This is a genomic window from Actinacidiphila yeochonensis CN732, assembly GCF_000745345.1.
Lineage (GTDB): Bacteria > Actinomycetota > Actinomycetes > Streptomycetales > Streptomycetaceae > Actinacidiphila > Actinacidiphila yeochonensis.
On sequence record NZ_JQNR01000005.1, the window covers coordinates 229,166 to 248,119 of the forward strand.

16 protein-coding genes are annotated in these 18,954 nt (G+C 73.1%); 8 read left to right on the plus strand and 8 right to left on the minus strand.

Annotated elements, in window-relative coordinates; translation table 11 throughout:
* The first annotated feature begins 33 nt into the window (after positions 1-33).
* Positions 34-231 carry a hypothetical protein gene (locus tag BS72_RS13115; RefSeq protein ID WP_037910562.1) on the plus strand — a complete coding sequence of 66 codons (198 nt, stop codon included), beginning with the start codon at positions 34-36 and terminating at the stop codon, positions 229-231.
* A 544-nt stretch (positions 232-775) separates the two neighbouring features.
* Complete coding sequence (locus tag BS72_RS32265; protein WP_051951063.1) at positions 776-1,435, plus strand: hypothetical protein; 660 nt, start codon at positions 776-778, stop codon at positions 1,433-1,435.
* A gap of 29 nt (positions 1,436-1,464) precedes the next feature.
* Here BS72_RS32265 and BS72_RS13125 read toward each other — a convergent pair whose 3' ends face one another.
* Positions 1,465-3,948: a serine/threonine-protein kinase gene (locus tag BS72_RS13125; RefSeq protein WP_198545884.1), complete on the minus strand. Its 2,484-nt coding sequence runs from the start codon at positions 3,946-3,948 to the stop codon at positions 1,465-1,467.
* Positions 3,949-4,512: 564 nt separating this feature from the next.
* Here BS72_RS13125 and BS72_RS13130 point away from each other — a divergent pair.
* Positions 4,513-5,160, plus strand: coding sequence for a TetR family transcriptional regulator (locus BS72_RS13130; protein WP_037910564.1), 648 nt, complete (start codon positions 4,513-4,515; stop codon positions 5,158-5,160).
* 767 nt (positions 5,161-5,927) lie between these two features.
* Positions 5,928-7,124 carry a flavin-containing monooxygenase gene (locus BS72_RS13135; RefSeq protein ID WP_037910566.1) on the plus strand — a complete coding sequence of 399 codons (1,197 nt, stop codon included), beginning with the start codon at positions 5,928-5,930 and terminating at the stop codon, positions 7,122-7,124.
* Positions 7,125-7,155: 31 nt separating this feature from the next.
* Here the strand turns inward: BS72_RS13135 and BS72_RS13140 are convergent, their stop codons facing one another.
* Entirely contained in the window at positions 7,156-8,502 is a 1,347-nt protein-coding gene (locus tag BS72_RS13140; RefSeq protein ID WP_037910569.1) for an MFS transporter, read from the minus strand.
* Positions 8,503-8,574: 72 nt separating this feature from the next.
* Between BS72_RS13140 and BS72_RS13145 the strand changes: the two genes are divergently transcribed.
* On the plus strand, positions 8,575-9,621 hold the full coding sequence (locus BS72_RS13145; RefSeq protein ID WP_078901329.1) for a GlxA family transcriptional regulator: 1,047 nt from the start codon (positions 8,575-8,577) through the stop codon (positions 9,619-9,621).
* A gap of 24 nt (positions 9,622-9,645) precedes the next feature.
* On the opposite strand, the gene BS72_RS13150 is transcribed toward BS72_RS13145, so the two are convergent.
* A complete protein-coding gene (locus BS72_RS13150; protein ID WP_051951064.1) occupies positions 9,646-10,053 on the minus strand; it encodes an ATP-binding protein in 408 nt (135 codons plus the stop codon).
* Positions 10,054-10,424: 371 nt separating this feature from the next.
* A complete protein-coding gene (locus tag BS72_RS13155; RefSeq protein WP_037910571.1) occupies positions 10,425-10,931 on the minus strand; it encodes an O-acetyl-ADP-ribose deacetylase in 507 nt (168 codons plus the stop codon).
* Between the two features lie 511 nt (positions 10,932-11,442).
* On the opposite strand from BS72_RS13155, the gene BS72_RS13160 reads away from it, so the two are divergent.
* Entirely contained in the window at positions 11,443-12,072 is a 630-nt protein-coding gene (locus tag BS72_RS13160; protein ID WP_037910573.1) for a TetR family transcriptional regulator, read from the plus strand.
* A gap of 103 nt (positions 12,073-12,175) precedes the next feature.
* Here the strand turns inward: BS72_RS13160 and BS72_RS38200 are convergent, their stop codons facing one another.
* Positions 12,176-12,664, minus strand: coding sequence for an STAS domain-containing protein (locus BS72_RS38200; RefSeq protein ID WP_037910576.1), 489 nt, complete (start codon positions 12,662-12,664; stop codon positions 12,176-12,178).
* Between the two features lie 427 nt (positions 12,665-13,091).
* On the opposite strand from BS72_RS38200, the gene BS72_RS13170 reads away from it, so the two are divergent.
* Both BS72_RS13170 and BS72_RS13175 read left to right on the plus strand, forming a co-directional pair.
* Positions 13,092-13,733 (plus strand): RNA polymerase sigma factor, encoded by a 642-nt coding sequence (locus BS72_RS13170; RefSeq protein ID WP_078901330.1) that lies wholly within the window; start codon positions 13,092-13,094, stop codon positions 13,731-13,733.
* A gap of 254 nt (positions 13,734-13,987) precedes the next feature.
* Entirely contained in the window at positions 13,988-15,217 is a 1,230-nt protein-coding gene (locus tag BS72_RS13175; RefSeq protein WP_232792383.1) for a maleylpyruvate isomerase N-terminal domain-containing protein, read from the plus strand.
* Between the two features lie 324 nt (positions 15,218-15,541).
* Here the strand turns inward: BS72_RS13175 and purU are convergent, their stop codons facing one another.
* From purU to BS72_RS13190, 3 genes are all read right to left on the minus strand, one after another.
* The gene (gene purU, locus BS72_RS13180; RefSeq protein WP_037910580.1) at positions 15,542-16,438 is read right to left on the minus strand and encodes a formyltetrahydrofolate deformylase; all 897 of its coding nucleotides are present in this window, start codon (positions 16,436-16,438) and stop codon (positions 15,542-15,544) included.
* A gap of 45 nt (positions 16,439-16,483) precedes the next feature.
* Positions 16,484-16,930, minus strand: coding sequence for an SCO4402 family protein (locus BS72_RS13185; protein ID WP_078901331.1), 447 nt, complete (start codon positions 16,928-16,930; stop codon positions 16,484-16,486).
* Positions 16,931-17,173: 243 nt separating this feature from the next.
* Complete coding sequence (locus BS72_RS13190) at positions 17,174-18,691, minus strand: hypothetical protein (RefSeq protein WP_051951066.1); 1,518 nt, start codon at positions 18,689-18,691, stop codon at positions 17,174-17,176.
* Positions 18,692-18,954 lie beyond the last annotated feature (263 nt).

Here is an 18,954-nt window from a genome sequence, read left to right on the forward strand (position 1 = left end):
CCTTCGCGAACGGCACCACACAGGAGCAGCCCTATGAGCACTGAGAAGCAGTCCGAGTCCGTCGCGGCCGCTCCTGCGGCCGAGACCGACCACACCTCGTCGCACCACGGCCACGTCACCGAGGCCGAGCCGGTTGCCGCCGAGACCACGGTGACCGAGGCGGCCGCGACCACCCAGTCGGGCGGCATCAAGCCGCTCAACCAGTTCAACGACTCCGCGCCCAAGGGCTGATCCGCACCCGGCTCCGCACCGCGGGGCGGTGCCGTCAGGACGCGAGACCACCTGCCGTGGGGGCGGCGGGCGGCGGGCGCGACACCGGCGGACATCGCAGGCGGAGGAGCTGACGGGGGGGACGGGGGACCAGGGGGACGGGGGATGGACCGCGGAGGTCGCCGATGGGGGTCGGCGGCCGCCGGGGAGGGGGAACGGGGGAAACAGGGGGAACGGGGGAAGCGGGGGGAACGGGGGTCCGGAGGGCAACGGCGGGCTGGCTCAGGGGGCCGGCTCACCTCCGGGCGACGGCCGGCCACAGCGCGGAGGGGGCGCTGTGGTCGGCCGTCGGCGTTCCCGGACGTTCGGGTTCGTGATCGTCGGGGTCCCTGATCGTTCGGGTCCGTGATCGTTCGGGTTCCCGCACGTTCGCCCGTCCGCCGTCCCCCGGGCGGGCGCCCGGGAGGAGGGCGGCAGGAGGACGAGGCCCGCCTGGCACACCTGAGACACCGGGCGTAGCGTCGGCCCCGAGGGGGTCGTGCGAGCGAGGCGGTGTCATCCCCCGATGGTCCGCACCATCCTGGGCGGAGTACTCGCCCTCGCCGGAGCGGCGGCCGCCGTCCGGAGTCCCTTCCGTGTCTGGTACGACGGCCGTCACGGCACCGACGTCCGGGTCGATGATCTCTTCACCGGCGTCGGCGTCACGCCGCACGACGCGGCGCCGCTCGGCTCCCTCCTCCTTCCCCTCGGCTTCGCCGCCCTGCTCACCCTTTTGGGCGTACTGATGCTGTCCTCGGCGGTGATCGGCCTCGCCGGGGTGCTGGTAGGCGGCGTCACCGTGCTGTGGGCCGTCCGCCAGGAGCAGGCCTCGGGCTCGCTGGTGCCGGCAGGTCTTGGCAGCGGCACCGCGTGGGCGCTGAGCGCGGCCGTGCTGCTCCTGGCGGGCGCGGCGGTACTGCGCGGCGCCGCCAGACGCATGGACGAGGCGGGCCGGGTGTCCTCGGCGCCGTCCCCCGTGCCGAGCAGGGCCGCGGAGCGCGAGCCGGACCGGCACCCCCTGCTGCCTGAGGCGATCCGCGCCCCCGGGACACCAGGGCCGGTGCCCGGAACACCGGAGCCTGACGGGCTCGCGGGAATGGCCGGACACGGCACGGCGCGGCACCTGGCGGCTGGTCCGCCGGCGGAGCCGGACCTTCCGCCCTCCGGGGCTCCGCGGCGTTGGTGAGCCCGACGCGGCCGGGCGGCCAGGCGGGGTCATGCCCGCCGGGCCGTCGCCCCCGTACCCTGTGCGGCGTCCAGCGCGTACACGCAGCGGTCCTTCGAACAGGCGTAGACGACGCTGTCCGCGACGACCGGCGACCCGGTGATCTCACCGCCGGTCTCCAGCCGCCAGCGCAGCTGACCGTCCTGGGCGTCGACGGTGTAGAGGCAGTGGTCCTCGGAGCCGAAGTGGACCCGGCCGTCGGCGATCGCGGGCGAGCCGACGATCCCGCCCTGGGCGGCGAACCGCCAGCGCGGCTGCCCGCTGGCCGCGTCCAGGGTGTACAGGGCGCTGCCCGCGCCCAGGTGGACGCCGCCACCCGCCACCGCCACCGGTTCGACGGACTGCCTGGGCTCGGTGGCCACCCGCCACCGTTCGCGCCCGTCGGCGGCGTCGAGGGCGTAGACGGTGCCGAGGTGGTCGACGACGTAGAGGCCGCCGCCCGCGGCCGGCGGGCCGGGCGCGTGGGAGGGCGGCGCGAACATCACGGCGGGCGCTTCGAAGCCCCACCGCGCTGCGCCGGTGCGGACGTCCAGGGCGAGCACCCGGGTGCCGGCGGTCAGGTAGGCGGTACCGGCGGCGAGGAGCGGCCGGGTCACCACCGAACCCGCGGAGCCGGGCTCGCCCACCGGGTAGGTCCACAGGTCGCGACCGGCGGTGTCGACCGCGTGCAGCAGGCCGCCGCCCTGGTAGAAGACCACGCCGTCGGCCAGGTAGGGCCCGGACTGCGGCGACTCGAACTCCGTCTGGGCGCCGCCGCGCTCCCACAGCAGCCTGCCGCCGGCCGCGTCCCACAGCTGGACGCCGCCGCCGCGGGTGCCGGTGACGACGCGGCCGCCCTCGGCCTGCACCGCGTAGACCCACCCGTCGACGGCGGCGCGCCAGCGCTCGGTACCGCCGGCGGCGTCGAGCGCGAACAGGTTGGGGCCGTCGGAGGCGTGGATGCGGCCGTCGACCACCGCCATCGTCCAGGCCACGTCGCGGGACTTGAACTGGCGGCGGCCGCTGGCGACGTCGAGCGCGTGTACCTCGAAGGAGGTGACGTACAGCGACCCGTCCTTGACGACGGGGGGACCCCAGACGTCGTTGGACATCCGGAAGCGCCAGGGCCGCCACTCCCCCGGCGGCACCGGCGCCCGGGAAGACGTCTGAGGGGATGCGGGGGATGTCTGGGGGGACGTCTGGGGTGACATCTGGGCTGACATCTGGGGCTGGACGGGAACGGGGTGCGGCGTGGCCTGGGGGGCGCGGTGCGCACCGCCGCGCTGTCGCACCCATCCGGTGCCGGACGGCGGTACGGCGGCGTTGCGGCGCCCGGCGACCTCGCGGACCCGTACGCCGGGGCCGATGGGCGCGGACCCGGCGAGGCTGACCGGAGCGGCGGACTCGGCCGGCGTTCCGGCCGCGGACGGCTGGGGCACAGCGGCCGGCTGGACAACCGCGGCCTGCTGAACGCCTTCGGCCCGCTCGGCGACCTCGGCCCGCTGCGGCGACGGCGGTGGCGGGGTGCTCGGCGGGGCCGGCACCTGGGGCCCGGTGGCCCGGGCCGTACCGCGGGCGCGGGCCGCCGGCGCCGCGGTGCGGCCGCGGTGCCGCTCCTCGATCAGGGCGACGGCGCTGGGCGGCAGCCAGGCGGAGGCGGTGCCGGTGTCGTCCCCACCGGTGGAGAACAGGTGCGGGGCGAGCTGGGTCTGGAGCTCGGCCGGGGTGGGCCGCTGAAGGGGGTCCATGCGCATGCACCCCTCGATGAGCGGGCGCAGTTCCTCGGGCAGTCCGGCCAGGTCGGGACCCTCGCGCAGCAGCATGAACACCGTGTCGACGGGGCTCGCTCCGTGGTAGGGCGCGTGTCCGGTCGCCGCGAAGACCAGGGTGGAGCCGAGGGAGAAGACGTCGCTGGCACCGCGGACGCTGCGCGAGTCCCGGGCCTGCTCGGGCGACATGTAGGCGGGGGTGCCGACGGCTACGTTGGTCATCGTGAGCCGGGTGTTGGACACCCCGGAGGCGATGCCGAAGTCGATCACCCGGGGACCGTCCTCGACGACGAGCACGTTGGACGGCTTCATGTCGCGGTGGACCAGGCCGGCGGCGTGGATCGACTGCAGGGCCTCGGCGATACCGGCGGCCAGCCACCGCACGGCCTGCGCGGGCAGCGGCCCGCACTCGTTGACGATCTCCTCCAGGGAGGGTGCGGGGACGTAGGCGGTGGCGAGCCAGGGCACGGCGGCGCGCGGGTCGGCGTCCACGACGGCGGCGGTGTAGAAGCCGGACACGGCCCGCGCCGCCTCGACCTCGCGGGTGAAGCGGACCCGGAAGAGCTGGTCCTCGGCGAGTTCGGCCCGGACGGTCTTGATGGCCACTCTTCGGCCGGAGGCCGAACGGGCCAGGTAGACGAGGCCCATGCCGCCTGCCCCGAGACGTCCCAGCACCTCGAACGGACCGATCCGCCTCGGATCGCGCTGCGTCAGCGGCTCCACCACTGCCCTGCCACCTCCCCGTGCCCGCGCTGTCCGCGGCCGTTCCCCGTGCGCTGCGGCCCCCTGCGGCCCTTCGCTGGCTCCGGTGCCAGGGTACGGGCCGATTCTTCCTGGGAAGAGGGCCGGTTGCGAACCCGGGGGCGCGGCGACACGCCCGTGGAGCGAACTCGTTATCATCCCCTTCTTCCGCGCCGTGACGGCGGCGGCGCGCCGTTACGCGGCCCGTGGGAACAGACGCGCGACCCGTCGGCACCGCGAAGCGGGCGCCTGGGCCGTCGCCGACCCGGCATGCGGCGCGCGAAGCACCTCGTTCCGCCGGTCGGACATCACCGTATGCGAAGGGCCGCATCACACCACGGAGTGACATTCGAACAGATGGTCAATTCCTGTGGCGTCACGGATCGGGTGGCAAATGTAGACAAACACGGCCCCCGAGGGAGGGCGCGGCTGGGGCCAGTGGGGCAGAAGAAACCCCCGTTGAACAGGTCGTTCGTCAAACGGAACGAGGGGTTCCCCGTTTGCACGCCGCCAAATCGCGCGCTGATCACCCAAAGGTAAACTGACGGCATGACAGGACAAGTTCGTACCGTCGACGGCCGTGTGGCAGGCCGCCGCGGGCAGGCGACGCGGCAGAAGCTGCTCGACTGCCTCGGCGAGATGCTCAGCACGTCGCCGTACCGGGACGTCAAGGTTATTGACGTCGCCCGGATGGCGGGCACCTCCCCCGCAACGTTCTACCAGTACTTCCCCGACGTCGAGGGCGCCGTCCTGGAGCTCGCCGACGAGATCGCCAAGGAGGGGGCGAGCCTGAACGAGTTGGTCGCGGGCCGCTCCTGGGTCGGCAAGTCCGGCGTGCAGGCCGCGGACGAACTCGTCGACGGCTTCTTCTCGTTCTGGCGCCGGAACGACGCCATCCTGCGGGTCATCGACCTCGGGGCGGCCGAAGGGGACAAACGCTTCAACCGAATCCGCACCCGGGTGCTGAGTTCGGTCTCCGGCTCCCTGGCCGAGTCCATCAAGGACCTCCAGAGCAAGGGCAAGGTCGACAAGCAGGTCAGCGCGCCGGCGGTGGCCGGGTCGCTGGTGGCGATGCTCGCCGCCGTCGCCGCCCACCAGAAAGGTTTCACCGGCACGGGCGTCAAGCAGTCCGAGCTGAAGCCGAACCTGGCCCTGCTGGTCCACCTCGGCGTGACGGGCCGCAAGCCGCCCAAGTAGTCCGCGTGGTCCGCCCGCCGCCCCGTGCGCGGTCGGCCGTTCCACGCACGGCGGCGCGCCCTGCGACGGACCGCGAGCAGCCGTGCTCCGGGGCCGCCCCGCGCGCCCGCTTCACCTCAGCGTGTCCTGCCAGAACAGCAGCACTTCGCCCCGCTGCGGGCGCCCACGGTCTCGGGGGAGGCCGCGGGCGTCCGCGCCACCACGCCCGGGCCCCTCGACGGCCCGCTTCGGCGCCCACCGGACGCCCCGCCTCCGCGCGCCCGCCCGGTGCTCCTCACGCCGCGCGCCCGCCCGGTGCTCCCCATGCCGCGCGCCCGCCCGGTGCTCCCCATGCCGCGCGCCCGCCCCTGGTCCCTCCTCCCGCCTGCCGGGCTTCCTCCCAGGCGGACCTTCCGTCCGCCCGCGCGCCCCAATCGTGCGACCGCGCGCCCGCCCGAAGGCTGTCCGCGAACGTCCACGCCCCCGCGTGCACCAGCGCGTACCGGCTGCCGCACCCGCCGCCCGTGGACACCATGGCGACGGGCACTACGCTCGCAGGCGCAAAGGGTTACCGCCCGACACCACACGGCACGCCGCACCTTCGCGCCTGCCGTTCCGCCGCACCGCCTCCGCCTCCGCTTCAGCTCCGGCTCGGCCCAGTCGCGGTTCCGCGCCGCCGTCTCGATCCCTCTGACCGCCCGCGCGGCCGCCCAGAGCCGCCTCCAGCCGCCTCTCCACACCGCGCCCGAACCCGGCACCGACCGGCTCAGGTCCCAGGAGTCCCCCGCATGGCAAACCCCACCAACGTCGCCCCGAGAGGGGCGATATCCGCCGCCGCACCCGACGCGCTCGTCATCGGAGCCGGACCCGGCGGGCTGGCCGCGGCGGCGGCGCTGCGCCACTACGGACTGCGTCCGCTGGTGCTGGAACGCGCCCAGCGGCTCGGGGCGTCCTGGCACGGCCACTACGACCGGCTGCACCTCCACACCACACGCCGGCTTTCGGCCCTGCCCGGGCTGCCGATCCCCCGCCGGTTCGGGCGCTGGGTGTCCCGCGACGACGTGGTCCGCTACCTGGAGCTCTACGCAGACCACCACGCTCTCGACATCGCCACAGGCATCGAGGTCGAACGTGTGGAGCGGGCCGCGGGCACGGACTCGGACTCGGCGGCGGGTGCCGGCTGGTCTCTGCCGGCGACGGGCGGCAGGGTCCTCACCGCCCCGGTGGTCGTGGTGGCGACCGGCCACAACCACACTCCGCACATACCCGCGTGGAACGGCGTGGACACGTTCACCGGGGATCTTCTCCACGCTTCCGCCTACCGCAACGCGACCCCCTACCGCGGGAAGGACGTGCTGATCGCGGGGGCGGGAAACACCGGCGCGGAGATCGCGGTGGATCTGGCGGAGGGCGGCGCGGCGCGGGTACGGCTGGCGGTGCGCACCCCGCCGCACATCCTGCGCCGTTCCACGGCGGGCTGGCCGGCCCAGGCCAGTGGCATCCTGTGCCGGCGGCTGCCGGTGGGGGTGGTGGACCGCGTCGCGACCCGCGTCGAACGGCTCTCCGTCCCCGACCTGGCCGCCTACGGCCTGCCGCGGCCGGCCGACGGGCTGTACTCGCGGGTCAGGCAGGGCGCGATCCCCGTCCAGGACGTGGGGCTGATCGCCGCGGTGCGAGCCCGGAAGGTCGAGCCGGTCGCCGCGGTCGCGGAGTTCGAAGGCGGCACGGTACGGCTGGCCGACGGCGCCGAGACGGCGCCGGAGGTGGTGGTGGCGGCCACCGGTTACCGGCGCGGCCTCGAACCGCTGGTGGGGCACCTGGGGGTGCTGGACGAGCGCGGCCGGCCGGTCGTCCACGGGCGCCGCACACCACCCGGAGCACCCGGGCTCTACTTCACCGGCTTCACCAACCCCATTAGCGGGATGTTCCGTGAGATGGCGATCGACGCGCGGCGCATCGCACGGGCCGTGGCCCGAGGCCGCTGACCTGCGCCCGCCGTGACCGATTGCCCGCGGCTCAGTGCGCGAGCGCCGGCCTGGAAGCTCGGGGAGCCGGCCGCCGCCGCACCACCAGGGACATCAGCGCGGCAACGGCGCACAGCGCGCCTGAGCTGTACCAGACGACGTCGTACGAGCCGAGCGCGTCCCGGGCCACCCCGCTCAGGTAGGCGACCAGGGCCGCGCCGATCTGGTGGGCGGCGAGCACCCAGCCGAAGACGATCGCGCTGCCCTCGCCGTAGTGCTCTCGGCACAGGGCGATGGTCGGTGGCACCGTCGCCACCCAGTCGAGGCCGTAGAAGACGATGAACAGGACCATCGACGGGTGGATGGAGCCGGAGAAGAGCATCGGGAGGAACATCAGCGACAGGCCGCGCAGCCCGTAGTAGACGGCCAGGAGGCGCCGCGGGGAGATCCTGTCGGTGAACCAGCCGGAGGCCACCGTGCCGGCGATGTCGAAGACGCCGATCACGGCGAGCAGGGACGCGGCTGTGGTCACGGGCAGTCCGTGGTCGTGGGCGGCCGGCACGAAGTCCGTCTTGACCAGGCCGTTGGTGGAGGCGCCGCAGATCGCGAAGCTGCAGGCCAGCAGCCAGAAGGTGCCACCGCGAGCGGCCTGGCCCAGAGCCCGCACCGCCCGCACCGCGGCTCCGGTCACCGGAGCGGGCTTGGGGGTCGGCTCCGTCGCGCCGTAGGCGGCGAGGCCGAGGTCCGCGGGATGGTCGCGCAGCAGCAGCCACACCAGCGGCACGACGGCGAGCGCCGTGGCCGCCACCGTCACGGCGGCGGGCCGCCAGCCGTGGTGCTCGGTGATCCACGACAGCAGCGGCAGGAACACCAGTTGGCCCGCGGCACCGCCGGCCGTCAGCATGCCGATGACCAGGCCGCGGTGGGTGACGAACCAGCGGTTGGCGACGGTGGCGGCGAACGCCAGCGCCATGGACCCGCTGCCCAGGCCGACCAGCACGCCCCAGCACAGCACCAGTTGCCAACTGCGGGTCATGAACACGGTCAACCCGGCGCCGAGCGAGATGGTCGACAGGGCCACCGCCACGACGACGCGTATGCCGAAGCGGTCCATCAGCGCGGCGGCGAACGGTGCCGTGAGGCCGTACAGCGCCAGGTTGATCGAGACGGCGAAGCCGATCATCCCGCGCGACCATCCGAACTCGCTGTGCAGCGGGTCGATCAGCAGCCCGGGCAGCGAGGCGAAGGCGGCCGCACCGACGATCGTCACGAACGTGACGGCCGCGACGGCCCAGGCGCGGTGCGGGCGGTGGAGCCGCCGCGGTCCTTTCGGCCCGGCGGCCGGGGCGGCGAGCTGGACGGGGACGGGGGCTCCGCCACCGGAGGTTGTCTGCGTCACGCCGACGAGTCTGCGGGCACCGGGGTCACACGGACGAGTGACCCGAGAGCCATGCTGTGCAAGGATCGGGCCATGGCGGCTGCGGGCGACGAAGGTGCTGGAAACGAGCCGGAGCGGGGCGCGAGCGCCGGCGCCTTCGGTGGCAGTCGGCACAAGGTGGCGGTGCTGGCCCTGGACGGGGTGATTCCGTTCGAACTCGGCATCCCGGCCCGGATCCTCGGCACCGCGCGGCACCCGGTGGACGGTTCGGCTCTGTACGAGGTGGTGACGTGCGGCCTGCACGCCGGCCCGGTGCGGACGAACGCCGACTTCCCCATCCTGGCCGGGCACGGAATCGAGGTGCTGTCCCAGGCGGACACCGTGGTGGTGCCCGCCTCATACGAACTCGGGCCGGTCTACGCCGAGGGCCGGATCACTCCCGAACTGGCGGCGGCCTTCTCGGGGATCAGGCCGGGCACCCGGATGGTGTCCATCTGCACGGGCTCCTTCATCCTCGCGGCGGCCGGGCTGCTCGACGGGCGGCCGGCGACCACCCACTGGAGCAGCGCCGACCATTTCCAGCGGCTCTTCCCCCGGGTCCGAGTCGATCCTGACGTGCTGTACGTGGACGACGGGGACGTGCTCACCTCGGCCGGCGTGGCGGCCGGGATCGACCTGTGCCTGCACATCGTGCGCCGCGACTTCGGCGCGGCGGTGGCGAACGCCGTGGCCCGGCGCACGGTGGTTCCGCCCCATCGGGACGGCGGCCAGGCGCAGTTCGTACAGCGGCCGCTGCCCGAACCGGGGTCGGCCGGCACCAGCGCGGCCCGGATGTGGGCGCTGGAGCGGCTGGAGCAACCACTGACGCTGCGGCAACTCGCGGCTCAGGAGGCGGTGAGCGTGCGGACCTTCACCCGGAGGTTCCGCGAGGAGGTCGGCCTCAGCCCCGGGCAATGGCTCACCCGGCAGCGGGTGGAGCGGGCGCGCCAGTTGCTGGAGTCCACCGACCTCGGCATCGACCGGATCGCTCGCGACTGCGGTTTCGGCTCCGGCACGTCACTGCGGCAGCATCTGCACGCGGCTCTCGGAGTGTCCCCCTCGGCCTACCGCAGAACCTTCCAGAGCGCCCCCGGCCGTTGAGCAGCAGGCCCTCGGCGCACGGGATCAGGTCAGCGCCGCCGCGCGGTCGACTTCGCACCAGATCCGCTTGCCGTGCCCCTCGGGCTGCCAGCCCCAGCGGTCGGCCAGGCCGTCCACCAGCTCCAGCCCGCGGCCGCCCGTCTCCTCCCGGCCGGCATGGCGCGGCAGCGGCGGCGTGACGCTGTTGTCCGCGACCTCCACTCGGACAGGGGCGGCCGGAGCGCTCGGGAAGAGCATCCGCAGCACCGCCGGACAGCCGGTGTGCACCACGGCGTTGGTGACCAGCTCGGAGATGAGCAGCAGCAGGGTCTCGGCCACCGACTCGTCGACCCCTATGCCGGAACCGATCAGCCGGGAGCGGGCCCACCTGCGGGCGCGGCCGACTTCAGCCGGATCTGCCCCGACCTCCATCTGCATCTGAAGTACCTGCACTGCTCACACCATCCGAACCGGCGGACTCGGCGCCTTACCCGCACACGCGGTCACCCTGCGTGAGTTCGCATTCCCATAGCATTCCCGAACGGCGGCATCCGCACCCGAGCCTCCGGGCACGCTCCGAAGCAGCGGGGTCCGTGCGCCATACCCCGCGACACCTGCCGGCTGACGAGCCAAGCCCCCTGGTAGAGCGCCACTTCGGGGTGACCGGGCAGCGCCCCGAAGGGGCCAGGAACGTACACGCACCCGATGGAGACTACCCGAGGTCAAGGCCAACTCGACGGCACGCCAGATCACACCTCGGACACGACGTAAAGCGGACGCTCCGCAATCAACCAGCCACCCATTTTCCGCCTTTCATCTGACTTTTATTCGATGCCGACAAAAGTCTCGTACGCGACGTCATCGAAGAGCACGAAACGGACCTCGTCGACAGCGGTTTCCACCTCTCTGACCGTCCGGACGGCGATCCGGGCGCCGTCGTCCAATGGCCATCCATAGACCCCGGTGGAGATGGCGGGGAAAGCGACGGTGGCAGCCCCGAGGCCGTCAGCAACCCGGAGGGACTCGCGGTAGCAGGAAGCCAGCAGTGCGGAACGGTCCTCATCGGGCTGCCATACAGGGCCGACTGTGTGGATGACCCAGCGCGCGGGAAGCCGCCCGGCGGTGGTCGCGACCGCCTGGCCCGTGGGCAGTCCGCGACCGTAGCGGGAGGCGCGAAGCTCCCGGCACCCGGCGAGGATCTCCGGACCGCCTTTGCGGTGGATCGCGCCATCGACACCGCCGCCGCCCAGTAGAGACGAGTTGGCGGCGTTGACCACCGCGTCGACCCGCTCTTCGGTGATGTCGCCCCGTACAAAGGTGATGAGAGCCATGGCGTCATGATGGATCGCCCTTCGCCCCCTGGATAGGCGCTGATCGAGGGCAGACGCGCCACCGATGAGCGATCAGGGCGCCACGGAGGCCATCGTCGACCGCGCGCCGAACGCATCAGCCCGGACAGTCCGGACAGTCCGGACGGCAGGGGCACCAGAGGCGGCGGAGGCGACTCAAACGCCCTGGGCGGCCCGAGCGCCCCGGACGTCCCGGCTCGACCCTGCGGACCGAACGGCAAGTGCACCGCTCCGCGCCCGATACTCGCGCGGGTCGCAGCCGCACTCGTGACGGCATCCCCGGCATTGCGCGCCCGCGCAGCGGAAGCAAGGACGGCGGCACCCTCGGCCGGTTCGAAGCCCAGGCAGGCACGGATGCCCCTCAGTCGCGAGGCCATGGCAGTTCTCCTCACCATTCTCGACACCAGAGCGTTTCTGGCACTGACATAACTTTAGGTCGAGCCAATCAACGCGGCAAGGATTTCCTTAGGTCCGTCACACTAAAGTGGGACTCATGGCCCAACTGCGCGAGGCGAAGAAACAGCGGACCCGGCGGGCGATCACGGATGTGGCGGCGACCCTGTTCCTCGAACGGGGCTTCGACGAGACGACGATCGCCGATGTCGCCGAGGCCGCCGGCGTCGCCAAGATGACCGTGACGAACTACTTCCCGAGGAAGGAGGACCTGTTCTTCGACATGCACGACGAGGTGATCCTCGGCCCTGCGCGGGCGTTCGCCGACCGGCCGGACGGCGTCTCCGTGCTCGACGCCGTGCGCGCCTACTACCTGCGGGCTGCGGCCGACCGCGACCGGATGCTCGGCCTCACCGACGCCGCCACAAGCCGGCTGATCGACCGCAGCCCGGTGCTGCGGGCGCGGCTTCGGGAGATCTTCGACCACCAGGAGCAGGCCCTTGCGGTGGTTCTCGCCGAGGCGGTGGGAGAGTCGCCCGACGCCTTCACACCGCGCCTGGTGGCGGCGCAGCTGACCTCGGTGCTTCGGCTGCTGTGGGGTGAGGCGCAGCGGCAGGTGCGGGCGGGCACGGCGGAGGCGGAGCTGCCAGCGACACTGGAGCGCACCGCGCGCGCGGCCTTCGCGCGACTGGAGCCGTCACTGGACGGATACGGCGTGCGGCACACCTGACGGCGCGTGCCGAGGCAGCGGTCCCGTCCCGCCCAGCGCCTCCGGCGCGGGTGAACAGCCTGCTGCCGGCCTCCTGCCGGGGCATCGCCGCAGACCGGTTCGGTCAGGCCGAGAGCGGCCTCGCGTCGTCGTCGGTGGCCGCGTCGAGATCGGCGTACACGTCGAAGAGCCGGCGTACGCCGAGCGCGGCGAGCACCCGGTTGACGTGCGAGCCGCCGTTGTAGGGCCCGTCGTCCCGGGTGGAGCGCCCTCCGTGCGCCAGGCCGGCGTCACGGTACGGGGCGCCCGGGGAGGGCTCGTGGCCGCCTGAGCGCGTGCGGGCGGTGCTCGTCGAGGCCGCCGCGCCCTGCTCGGGCAGGACGATGCGCAGCCGCCCCGCGCACGAGCGCATCAGCCGGCGCGCCCCGATCAGCACACCGACCCCGCTGGAGTCGCAGAACCGCACGTCGGCGAGGTCGAGGACGAGGCTGCGCCGTCCGTCGGCGACCACCTCGTGCACTTTCTGCCGGACCGCGGAAGAGGAGAGCAGGTCCAGCTCCCCTGTGACCGTGACCACGGCCCAGCCGCTCTGCTCGGCCTGGGTCACCTGCACCGGTCCCACCTCGCTCGGCGTCGACTGCGAATGACGTGCCCCGAGCCTATGCCCACTCTCGGTCAGATCGACGCCACATAGTGGTCACGCACGGATAACAGAGAGACAAAAGTGATCACATGTGGTGTCAGGTTGGTGCAAAGGCCCGTGCCGTCAACCCTTTGCCGGGTACCGTCGGGGAAAGCACGGACAGGCTGTACCGCACCGGCGGGCGGCTTGCCCGCGCGGCGTACACGGCGCGCCGCGTACGGGAGGCGGCGGTTGACCGGCGCACTGCCCGGAACACGGAGCGCCGATGGGCGCCGGCACGCCGAGGCCGCAGGCAGTCGACGCACATGGACACCGAAGAGCGCAAAGACGAGCAGCACAGGGCACGGACCGCACCAGGACCGCACCAGGACGGCACGAGGCAGCAAAGGGGCCGGGCATGGCAACACCCGCACCACCGCGCTGGGACCGCAAGATGCAGCAGCGGCTGGCGCGTGGCGAGGAAGCCGCTCTCGGCGAACTGTACGACCGCTACGCGTCGCTGGTGCGCAGCCTGGCGTACCGCGTCATGGACGACGACGAGGCAGCCGACGAGGTCACCCGCGAGGTGTTCGGCTACGTCTGGGAGAACCCGGACGCCTATGAGCCCAGGTATGGTTCGCTGCGCTCCTGGATCGCCGACCTGACCCAGCACCAGGCCGTACACCGCCTAAAGCAGTACGAGGACGAGGACCGCACCGACCCGCAGGTAGTGGAGGCACGGGTGCGCGAGGCCAACACGGCGGCGAGGGCCGACTTCATCGTGACCTCGATGCCCGCCCCGTTGCGGGCTGCCCTGGAACTGGCCTATCACGAACGCCTCGACTACCGGGCGGCAGCCGCCGACCTGGGTGTCAGCGAGGACGAGGCCCGTCGGCGGCTCCGACTCGGCCTGCAGCTGCTGTCCACGGCCGTCGAGCCGTCCGAGGACCCACCCGGGCCGCACGACCAGCACGCACAGCCCGACCAGCCCGTGCATCCGGACGGGCACGACCTGTCCGAGCCGCACGGCCGGCACGAAAGCCGCGAGGGCGCCCGGTGAGCGGCACCGCGTTCCCGGGCGGCGGCCCGACCGACGGCGGAAGCGGCCGCCCGCGCATCCCCGCCCAGCGTGAGCAGTACGGCGCACCTGACGACCTGCCCTTCGACCTGCCTCCTCAGACACCCGCACCGTCCGGCGGCGCCGGCCCGGAGGCCGGAACGCGGGAGCGGAACGACACGACGGCCGAGACCGACGGACCGTCCGAACGTCCCGGACCGCCGGACCGGACTCCGCCGGCCGCGCCGCAAGGACGTGTGGGCGGCGTCGATCGGGTCGCGCGGACGGGGCTCGCGGGTCTGTCCGGCCGTCCTCATCAGTACGAGCACGCCACCCTCAAGTCGCTGCTGGGCGCGTGGGCCCTGGCAGCCTGCGCGTCGGAGGAGACACAGGCCGTCGAGGCCCACCTGGCGGACTGCCAGAGCTGCGCGGAAGAGGCGCGCCGACTGCGCCACGCCGTCACACTGCTGCACCAGGAGGACTCCCTCGACCTGGACCCCATGCTGCGCGCACGGGTCCTGGATGCCTGCCTGGGCCGGCGGCCGGCCCGTATCCCGGTGCCGGAATGGGCAGGGGCCTACGACGCCGAGACCGCGCGCCTGGACGCGCTGCTGCGCGACCTGGGCGACTCCTACTGGTCGGCACCGGTGCGACTCCAGTGGTTCGACGGCGTGCCGGTGCGCCAGCAGTGCACCGTCGGGCAGGTCATCGCCCACCTCACCGCTGTCGACGGCCTGGTGGGCCGTGCGCTGGGTCTGCCGTCGAGCAGCCGGGGCCTGGGCGGACCGCAGGACACGGAGGGCGGCGGCCCGGCGGTCCGGGCGTACCACTCCCGGATTCCCGAGGACGAGGAACTGCCCCTCGACCCCTGGGAGCGCACGGCCGCCGACTGGGACGCGCGCGGCCATCTGCCGGGTGCCACGCTGCGCTCGATGTGGCGTGAGCAGAGCCACCAGCTGGTGCGGACCGTGGCGTTCGCGGGCCACGGCGTGGCCGACCTCGGTGTGGACTACGGTCACTTCGAGCTGCCGTTCAGGGACGCGTTCCTTGACCGAGCCTTCGAGTGCTGGGTGCACGCCGCCGACATCGCCGAGGCTGTGGACTATCCGTACGAACCGCCGGCCCCCGGGCATCTGGCCGGGCTGGTCGACCTGGCGCCACGCATGCTGCCGACGGCGCTCGCCCAGCGGCGCAGGGCCGGGCTGACCACCTCGGCGGGCCGGCTGGCGACCGCGGGGGCGCCGGGTCGTTCGCTGCGCCTGGAGATCGAGGGCGATGGCGGCGGCGAGTGGTACCTGCCCCTGGACTCGCCCAGCGCGCAGGCGTCCCAGGAGGGGATGGTGGCGCACGTCGCGATGGACAGCCTGGAGTTCTGCCAGTTGGCGGCCGGGCACGTCGAGCCCGAGCGCACGGCGGCAGGGCAGGTGGGCGACCGGGCCGCCATCCGCGACGTGCTCTTCGCCACGGCCTCGCTGTCCCGGATGTGACAGCCCGGGGGCGGGCGCCGCGTGCGGAGCCCGCCCCCAGAAAAGGCTGAGGAGAGGGAGCCCAGGTCCTGTCCGCCGAACGGAGCCCGGGTCCGGTCTGGCAGTAGATCGTCGCCTGCCCACAGGGCGGAGGTGGCGGTGTCTGGCGGGTGCGATCGCGCGGCGGAGGGTGGGGGTGCCTCCCGGGCCAACAGGCCCAGGGGGAGAGCGCGGCGGGCTGCGCCGACGACCGACAACGCGGCGGGTCGGGTACCCCCGTGCGCGGCCGTGGGGGAGCCGGCCCCCGCCGGCCGGGCGAGCTCTGTCAGACGGTGTTAGACCGACCTAGGCGAAGACCACCGTGCGGCGGCCGTTGAGCAGCACCCGGTGCTCGCTGTGCCACTTCACCGCCCGGGCAAGAGCCTGGCACTCCACGTCTCGGCCGACGGCCACCAGTTGCTCGGGCGTGACGTCGTGGCCGACCCGTTCGACCTCCTGCTCGATGATCGGGCCTTCGTCGAGGTCGGCCGTCACGTAGTGGGCGGTCGCGCCGATGACCTTGACGCCCCGGTCGTGCGCCTGGTGGTACGGCTTGGCGCCCTTGAAGCTCGGCAGGAAGGAGTGGTGGATGTTGATGATCCGCCCGGACAGCTCCCGGCACAGGTCGTCGGAGAGCACCTGCATGTAGCGGGCGAGGACCACCAGTTCGACCTGTTCCTCCGCGACGATCTGCAGCAGGCGTGCCTCCGCCTCGGCCTTGTCCTGCCGGGTGACCGGGATGTGGTGGAACGGCACGCCGTACGAGGCGGCGAGGTCGCGGAAGTCGGTGTGGTTGGAGACCACGCCGACCACGTCGACCGGCAGCGCGTCGATGCTGGCCCGGAAGAGCAGATCGTTGAGGCAGTGCCCGAAGCGGCTCACCATGAGCAGGATCCGCATCCGCTCCTGCGAGGGGTGGATGCGCCAGTCCATGTGGTAGGCGTCGCCGACGGCGGCGAAGCTCGCCCGCAGTTTGTCCGCCGTCACCCCGGGGTCGGCCGAGAAGTGCACCCGCATGAAGAACAGGCCGGTGCCCCGGTCGCCGAACTGCTGGCTGTCGATGATGTTGCAGTCGGTCATGAAGAGGTAGCTGGAGACGGCGTGCACGATGCCCTGTTTGTCGGGGCAGGACAAGGTGAGGACGTATTGCGTCGTCTGCGCCGCCGCGGGGGTGGCCGATGCCGGTGACTGCTGCTCGTTCACCCCCTCAGCCTGGCACACCGGGGTGCCGCACGGGAGCTTTGTCCGTCACGCGGACCGGTTGTAGATCGCCAGGATCTCCAGGGTGCGCGGGGGCGCCTCGGGGTCGTCGCCGTCGGCGGCGGCCATCCTCAGGTGCGCCTCGCGGGCGGCGTGCACGGCTCCGGGCCAGTCCGGGTGGTCGAGGTAGGCCACGGACGGGGCGTCCGCACCGACCTGGTGCAGGATCTTCAGCACCCGCAGCACCGCGGCGTCGACGAGGGCGGCTTCCTGGGAGTCGCGGAAGATGGTGCCCACGTACTTCTCAGCGGACCAGTTGTCGAGCCAGGTGTCCTCGACGAGGCGGTAGACGGCGTCCGTGACGTCGCCGTACCCGTCGCGTCCGGTACGCCAGACCTCCATCTGGAAGACCGGGTCGCCGATCATGTGCAGCGCCGAGCGCACGTTGCTGCGCCAGCGCCACCACGGCATGTCATTGAGCGGCATACCCCCCATCGTGGAGGAGCGTCGGCCGCGACGGGAAGAGTTCACCGAACTTTGCACAGCTCACGATCGTACGCAACGCTCCGGCCGACCCGATAATTCACCCGAAAGTGACGACAGGATGACGTTTGGCCACTCCCTGTGCGCAGTACTGCCACGGGCGGCCTCCGCGCCGGGAGCGGTAGGGCCTGGAAGGGCGCCCGGGGGCCGCCGGCGCGGCCAGATGCGCCGGGGACGGGCCGCGACCGGGGGCGATCAGAGTTCGCTGTACTGGCGCTTGGTGAGGCCGTACTGGTCGGCGATGGAGTTCCAGAGCTTGACGGCCTTCTTCTTCTCCGTCGTGGCGGTGCCGCTCTCCTTGTCGCCGGCCTGGGTCTCGGCGGTACCCCGCGCGTGGCCCCCGTGGCAGAGCTTGTGGTTGCCCTTGGCCTGGTTGGCCCAGTTCGCGTAGTGGGTGTCGGCCGCGGAGGACGCCTGCCACGCCTTGGTGAGGGCGTCGGTGAGGGCGGCGTGGTTGGGCAGCTTGTCCACCGGGAGCGTGGACAGCTTGCTGACCAGGTCCTTGCGCTGCCCCGCCGCGGTGCTGAGATCGGACGCGGCACCGGCGAGGTCACCGCAGCTCTTGATCGACTCCACCGCGCTCACCACCGAACTGCGGCTGGCACCACTGGTGCTGAGCAGGGTGTTCAGCGCGTCGGCCTGCTGCTTGGCCGCATCGGCCGCGGCGTCCGGACCGGAGGTGCCGCTGGCGGAGGCGCTGGGGGCCGAGGCGGAGGGGGTGTCCGCGGCCGTGCCGGAGCCTGAGCCGCCGCTGTTGAGCAGGGCGCCGACGACCAGGCCGGCCACCACGCAGCCGGCGACCACGATGCCGATGACCACCTTGGGGGACATCCGGCGGCGGCCGCCGTTGCCGTCCTGGCGGCCGTAGCCCTGGTCCGGGCCGTAGCCGGGCTCGTGTCCACCCGGTGCGCCCGGAGCGGCGGGACCGCCTCCGTAGGGCGAGCCGGTCTGGGCGTAGGGCTGGGCGGGCTGCTGCCGGTTGGGCGGCTGGATGATGCGCGGTCGCACCGGCTCGGGGGCGGGGACGTCGTTGCGGAAGAGGTGGTCGTAGTCGCTGTCGTGGCCCGGGTTGGAGGCGGCCGGCTGCTCGTAGCCGGGGTTGGGCGCGGACTCCTGCTCGTAACCGGGGCCGGGGACAGCCTGCTGCGGGTAGCCGTACCCGGACGCGTAGGGCTCCTGCCCGTTGTGAGTGCCGCCCTGGTAGGGCTGCTCGGCGCCGTACTGGCTGTAGCCGCCGGGCTGTTCGTACCCCTGGCCGTAGCCCTGCTGCGGCTCCTGGAAACGCGGCATCGCCTGGGTGGCCTCGGCGGGCTCCTGGGGAGCCGCCGAGGCGGGTATGTACTGGGTCGGCGCCAGCGGGGGCAGAGGTCCGCCGGACTGGTCGGCCACGGGGTCCGCCGCGGGGTAGGGCGGCAGCATCTGGGTGGCCTCCGCGGGCGGCGGCCCCGGGAGCGGCTGCGGCACCACGACCGGCGCGGGGCCGAAGGCGTCGGCGGGGTGGCCCGGGTCGGCCGCCGGGTAGGGCGGCAGCATCTGGGTGGCGTCAGCGGGCTCCACGGCGCCCTGGGGCGCCTGCTGCCCCGCGGGGGAGCCCCAGGGGGCGCCGCCGGCCGGCTGGACATGGTCGCCGTACGGCAGCGGTGGCTGGGCTGACGGGAGAACGACGCCCCGGTACGCTTCCTGCGATTCCTCGCCGCGACCGCTGCTGTTCATCGCCGTCCACTCCCGCCTGCTGACCGTTGCAAACCGTCGGCCAACGCTACCGGGTTGGTGGTGGAGCGGGTAACGCGAGCCGGTCGATGAGCGCGGACTCACAGGCGGGGCAGGTGTCCGCCGTCCTTGCGGACGGCGGATTCAGCGGGCCTGCCCAGGTGTTTGACGGACCCGAGCGAACCTGGTGTCGGTCCGGTAACGATTCGGTGTGCGGCCGCGGACTTCCCTCCTGATCTCCCGTTATGCCTCATTGGCCGCACGCT

What these genes read in the sequence shown, in the direction of transcription:
- BS72_RS13115 (WP_037910562.1), top strand. Translation starts at nt 34, where the DNA reads ATGAGCACTGAGAAGCAGTCCGAGTCCGTCGCGGCCGCTCCTGCGGCC.
- BS72_RS32265 (WP_051951063.1), top strand. Translation starts at nt 776, where the DNA reads ATGGTCCGCACCATCCTGGGCGGAGTACTCGCCCTCGCCGGAGCGGCG.
- BS72_RS13130 (WP_037910564.1), top strand. Translation starts at nt 4,513, where the DNA reads ATGACAGGACAAGTTCGTACCGTCGACGGCCGTGTGGCAGGCCGCCGC.
- BS72_RS13135 (WP_037910566.1), top strand. Translation starts at nt 5,928, where the DNA reads ATGGCAAACCCCACCAACGTCGCCCCGAGAGGGGCGATATCCGCCGCC.
- BS72_RS13145 (WP_078901329.1), top strand. Translation starts at nt 8,575, where the DNA reads ATGGCGGCTGCGGGCGACGAAGGTGCTGGAAACGAGCCGGAGCGGGGC.
- BS72_RS13155 (WP_037910571.1), bottom strand. Translation starts at nt 10,931, where the DNA reads ATGGCTCTCATCACCTTTGTACGGGGCGACATCACCGAAGAGCGGGTC.
- BS72_RS13160 (WP_037910573.1), top strand. Translation starts at nt 11,443, where the DNA reads ATGGCCCAACTGCGCGAGGCGAAGAAACAGCGGACCCGGCGGGCGATC.
- BS72_RS13170 (WP_078901330.1), top strand. Translation starts at nt 13,092, where the DNA reads ATGGCAACACCCGCACCACCGCGCTGGGACCGCAAGATGCAGCAGCGG.
- BS72_RS13185 (WP_078901331.1), bottom strand. Translation starts at nt 16,930, where the DNA reads ATGGGGGGTATGCCGCTCAATGACATGCCGTGGTGGCGCTGGCGCAGC.
- BS72_RS13190 (WP_051951066.1), bottom strand. Translation starts at nt 18,691, where the DNA reads ATGAACAGCAGCGGTCGCGGCGAGGAATCGCAGGAAGCGTACCGGGGC.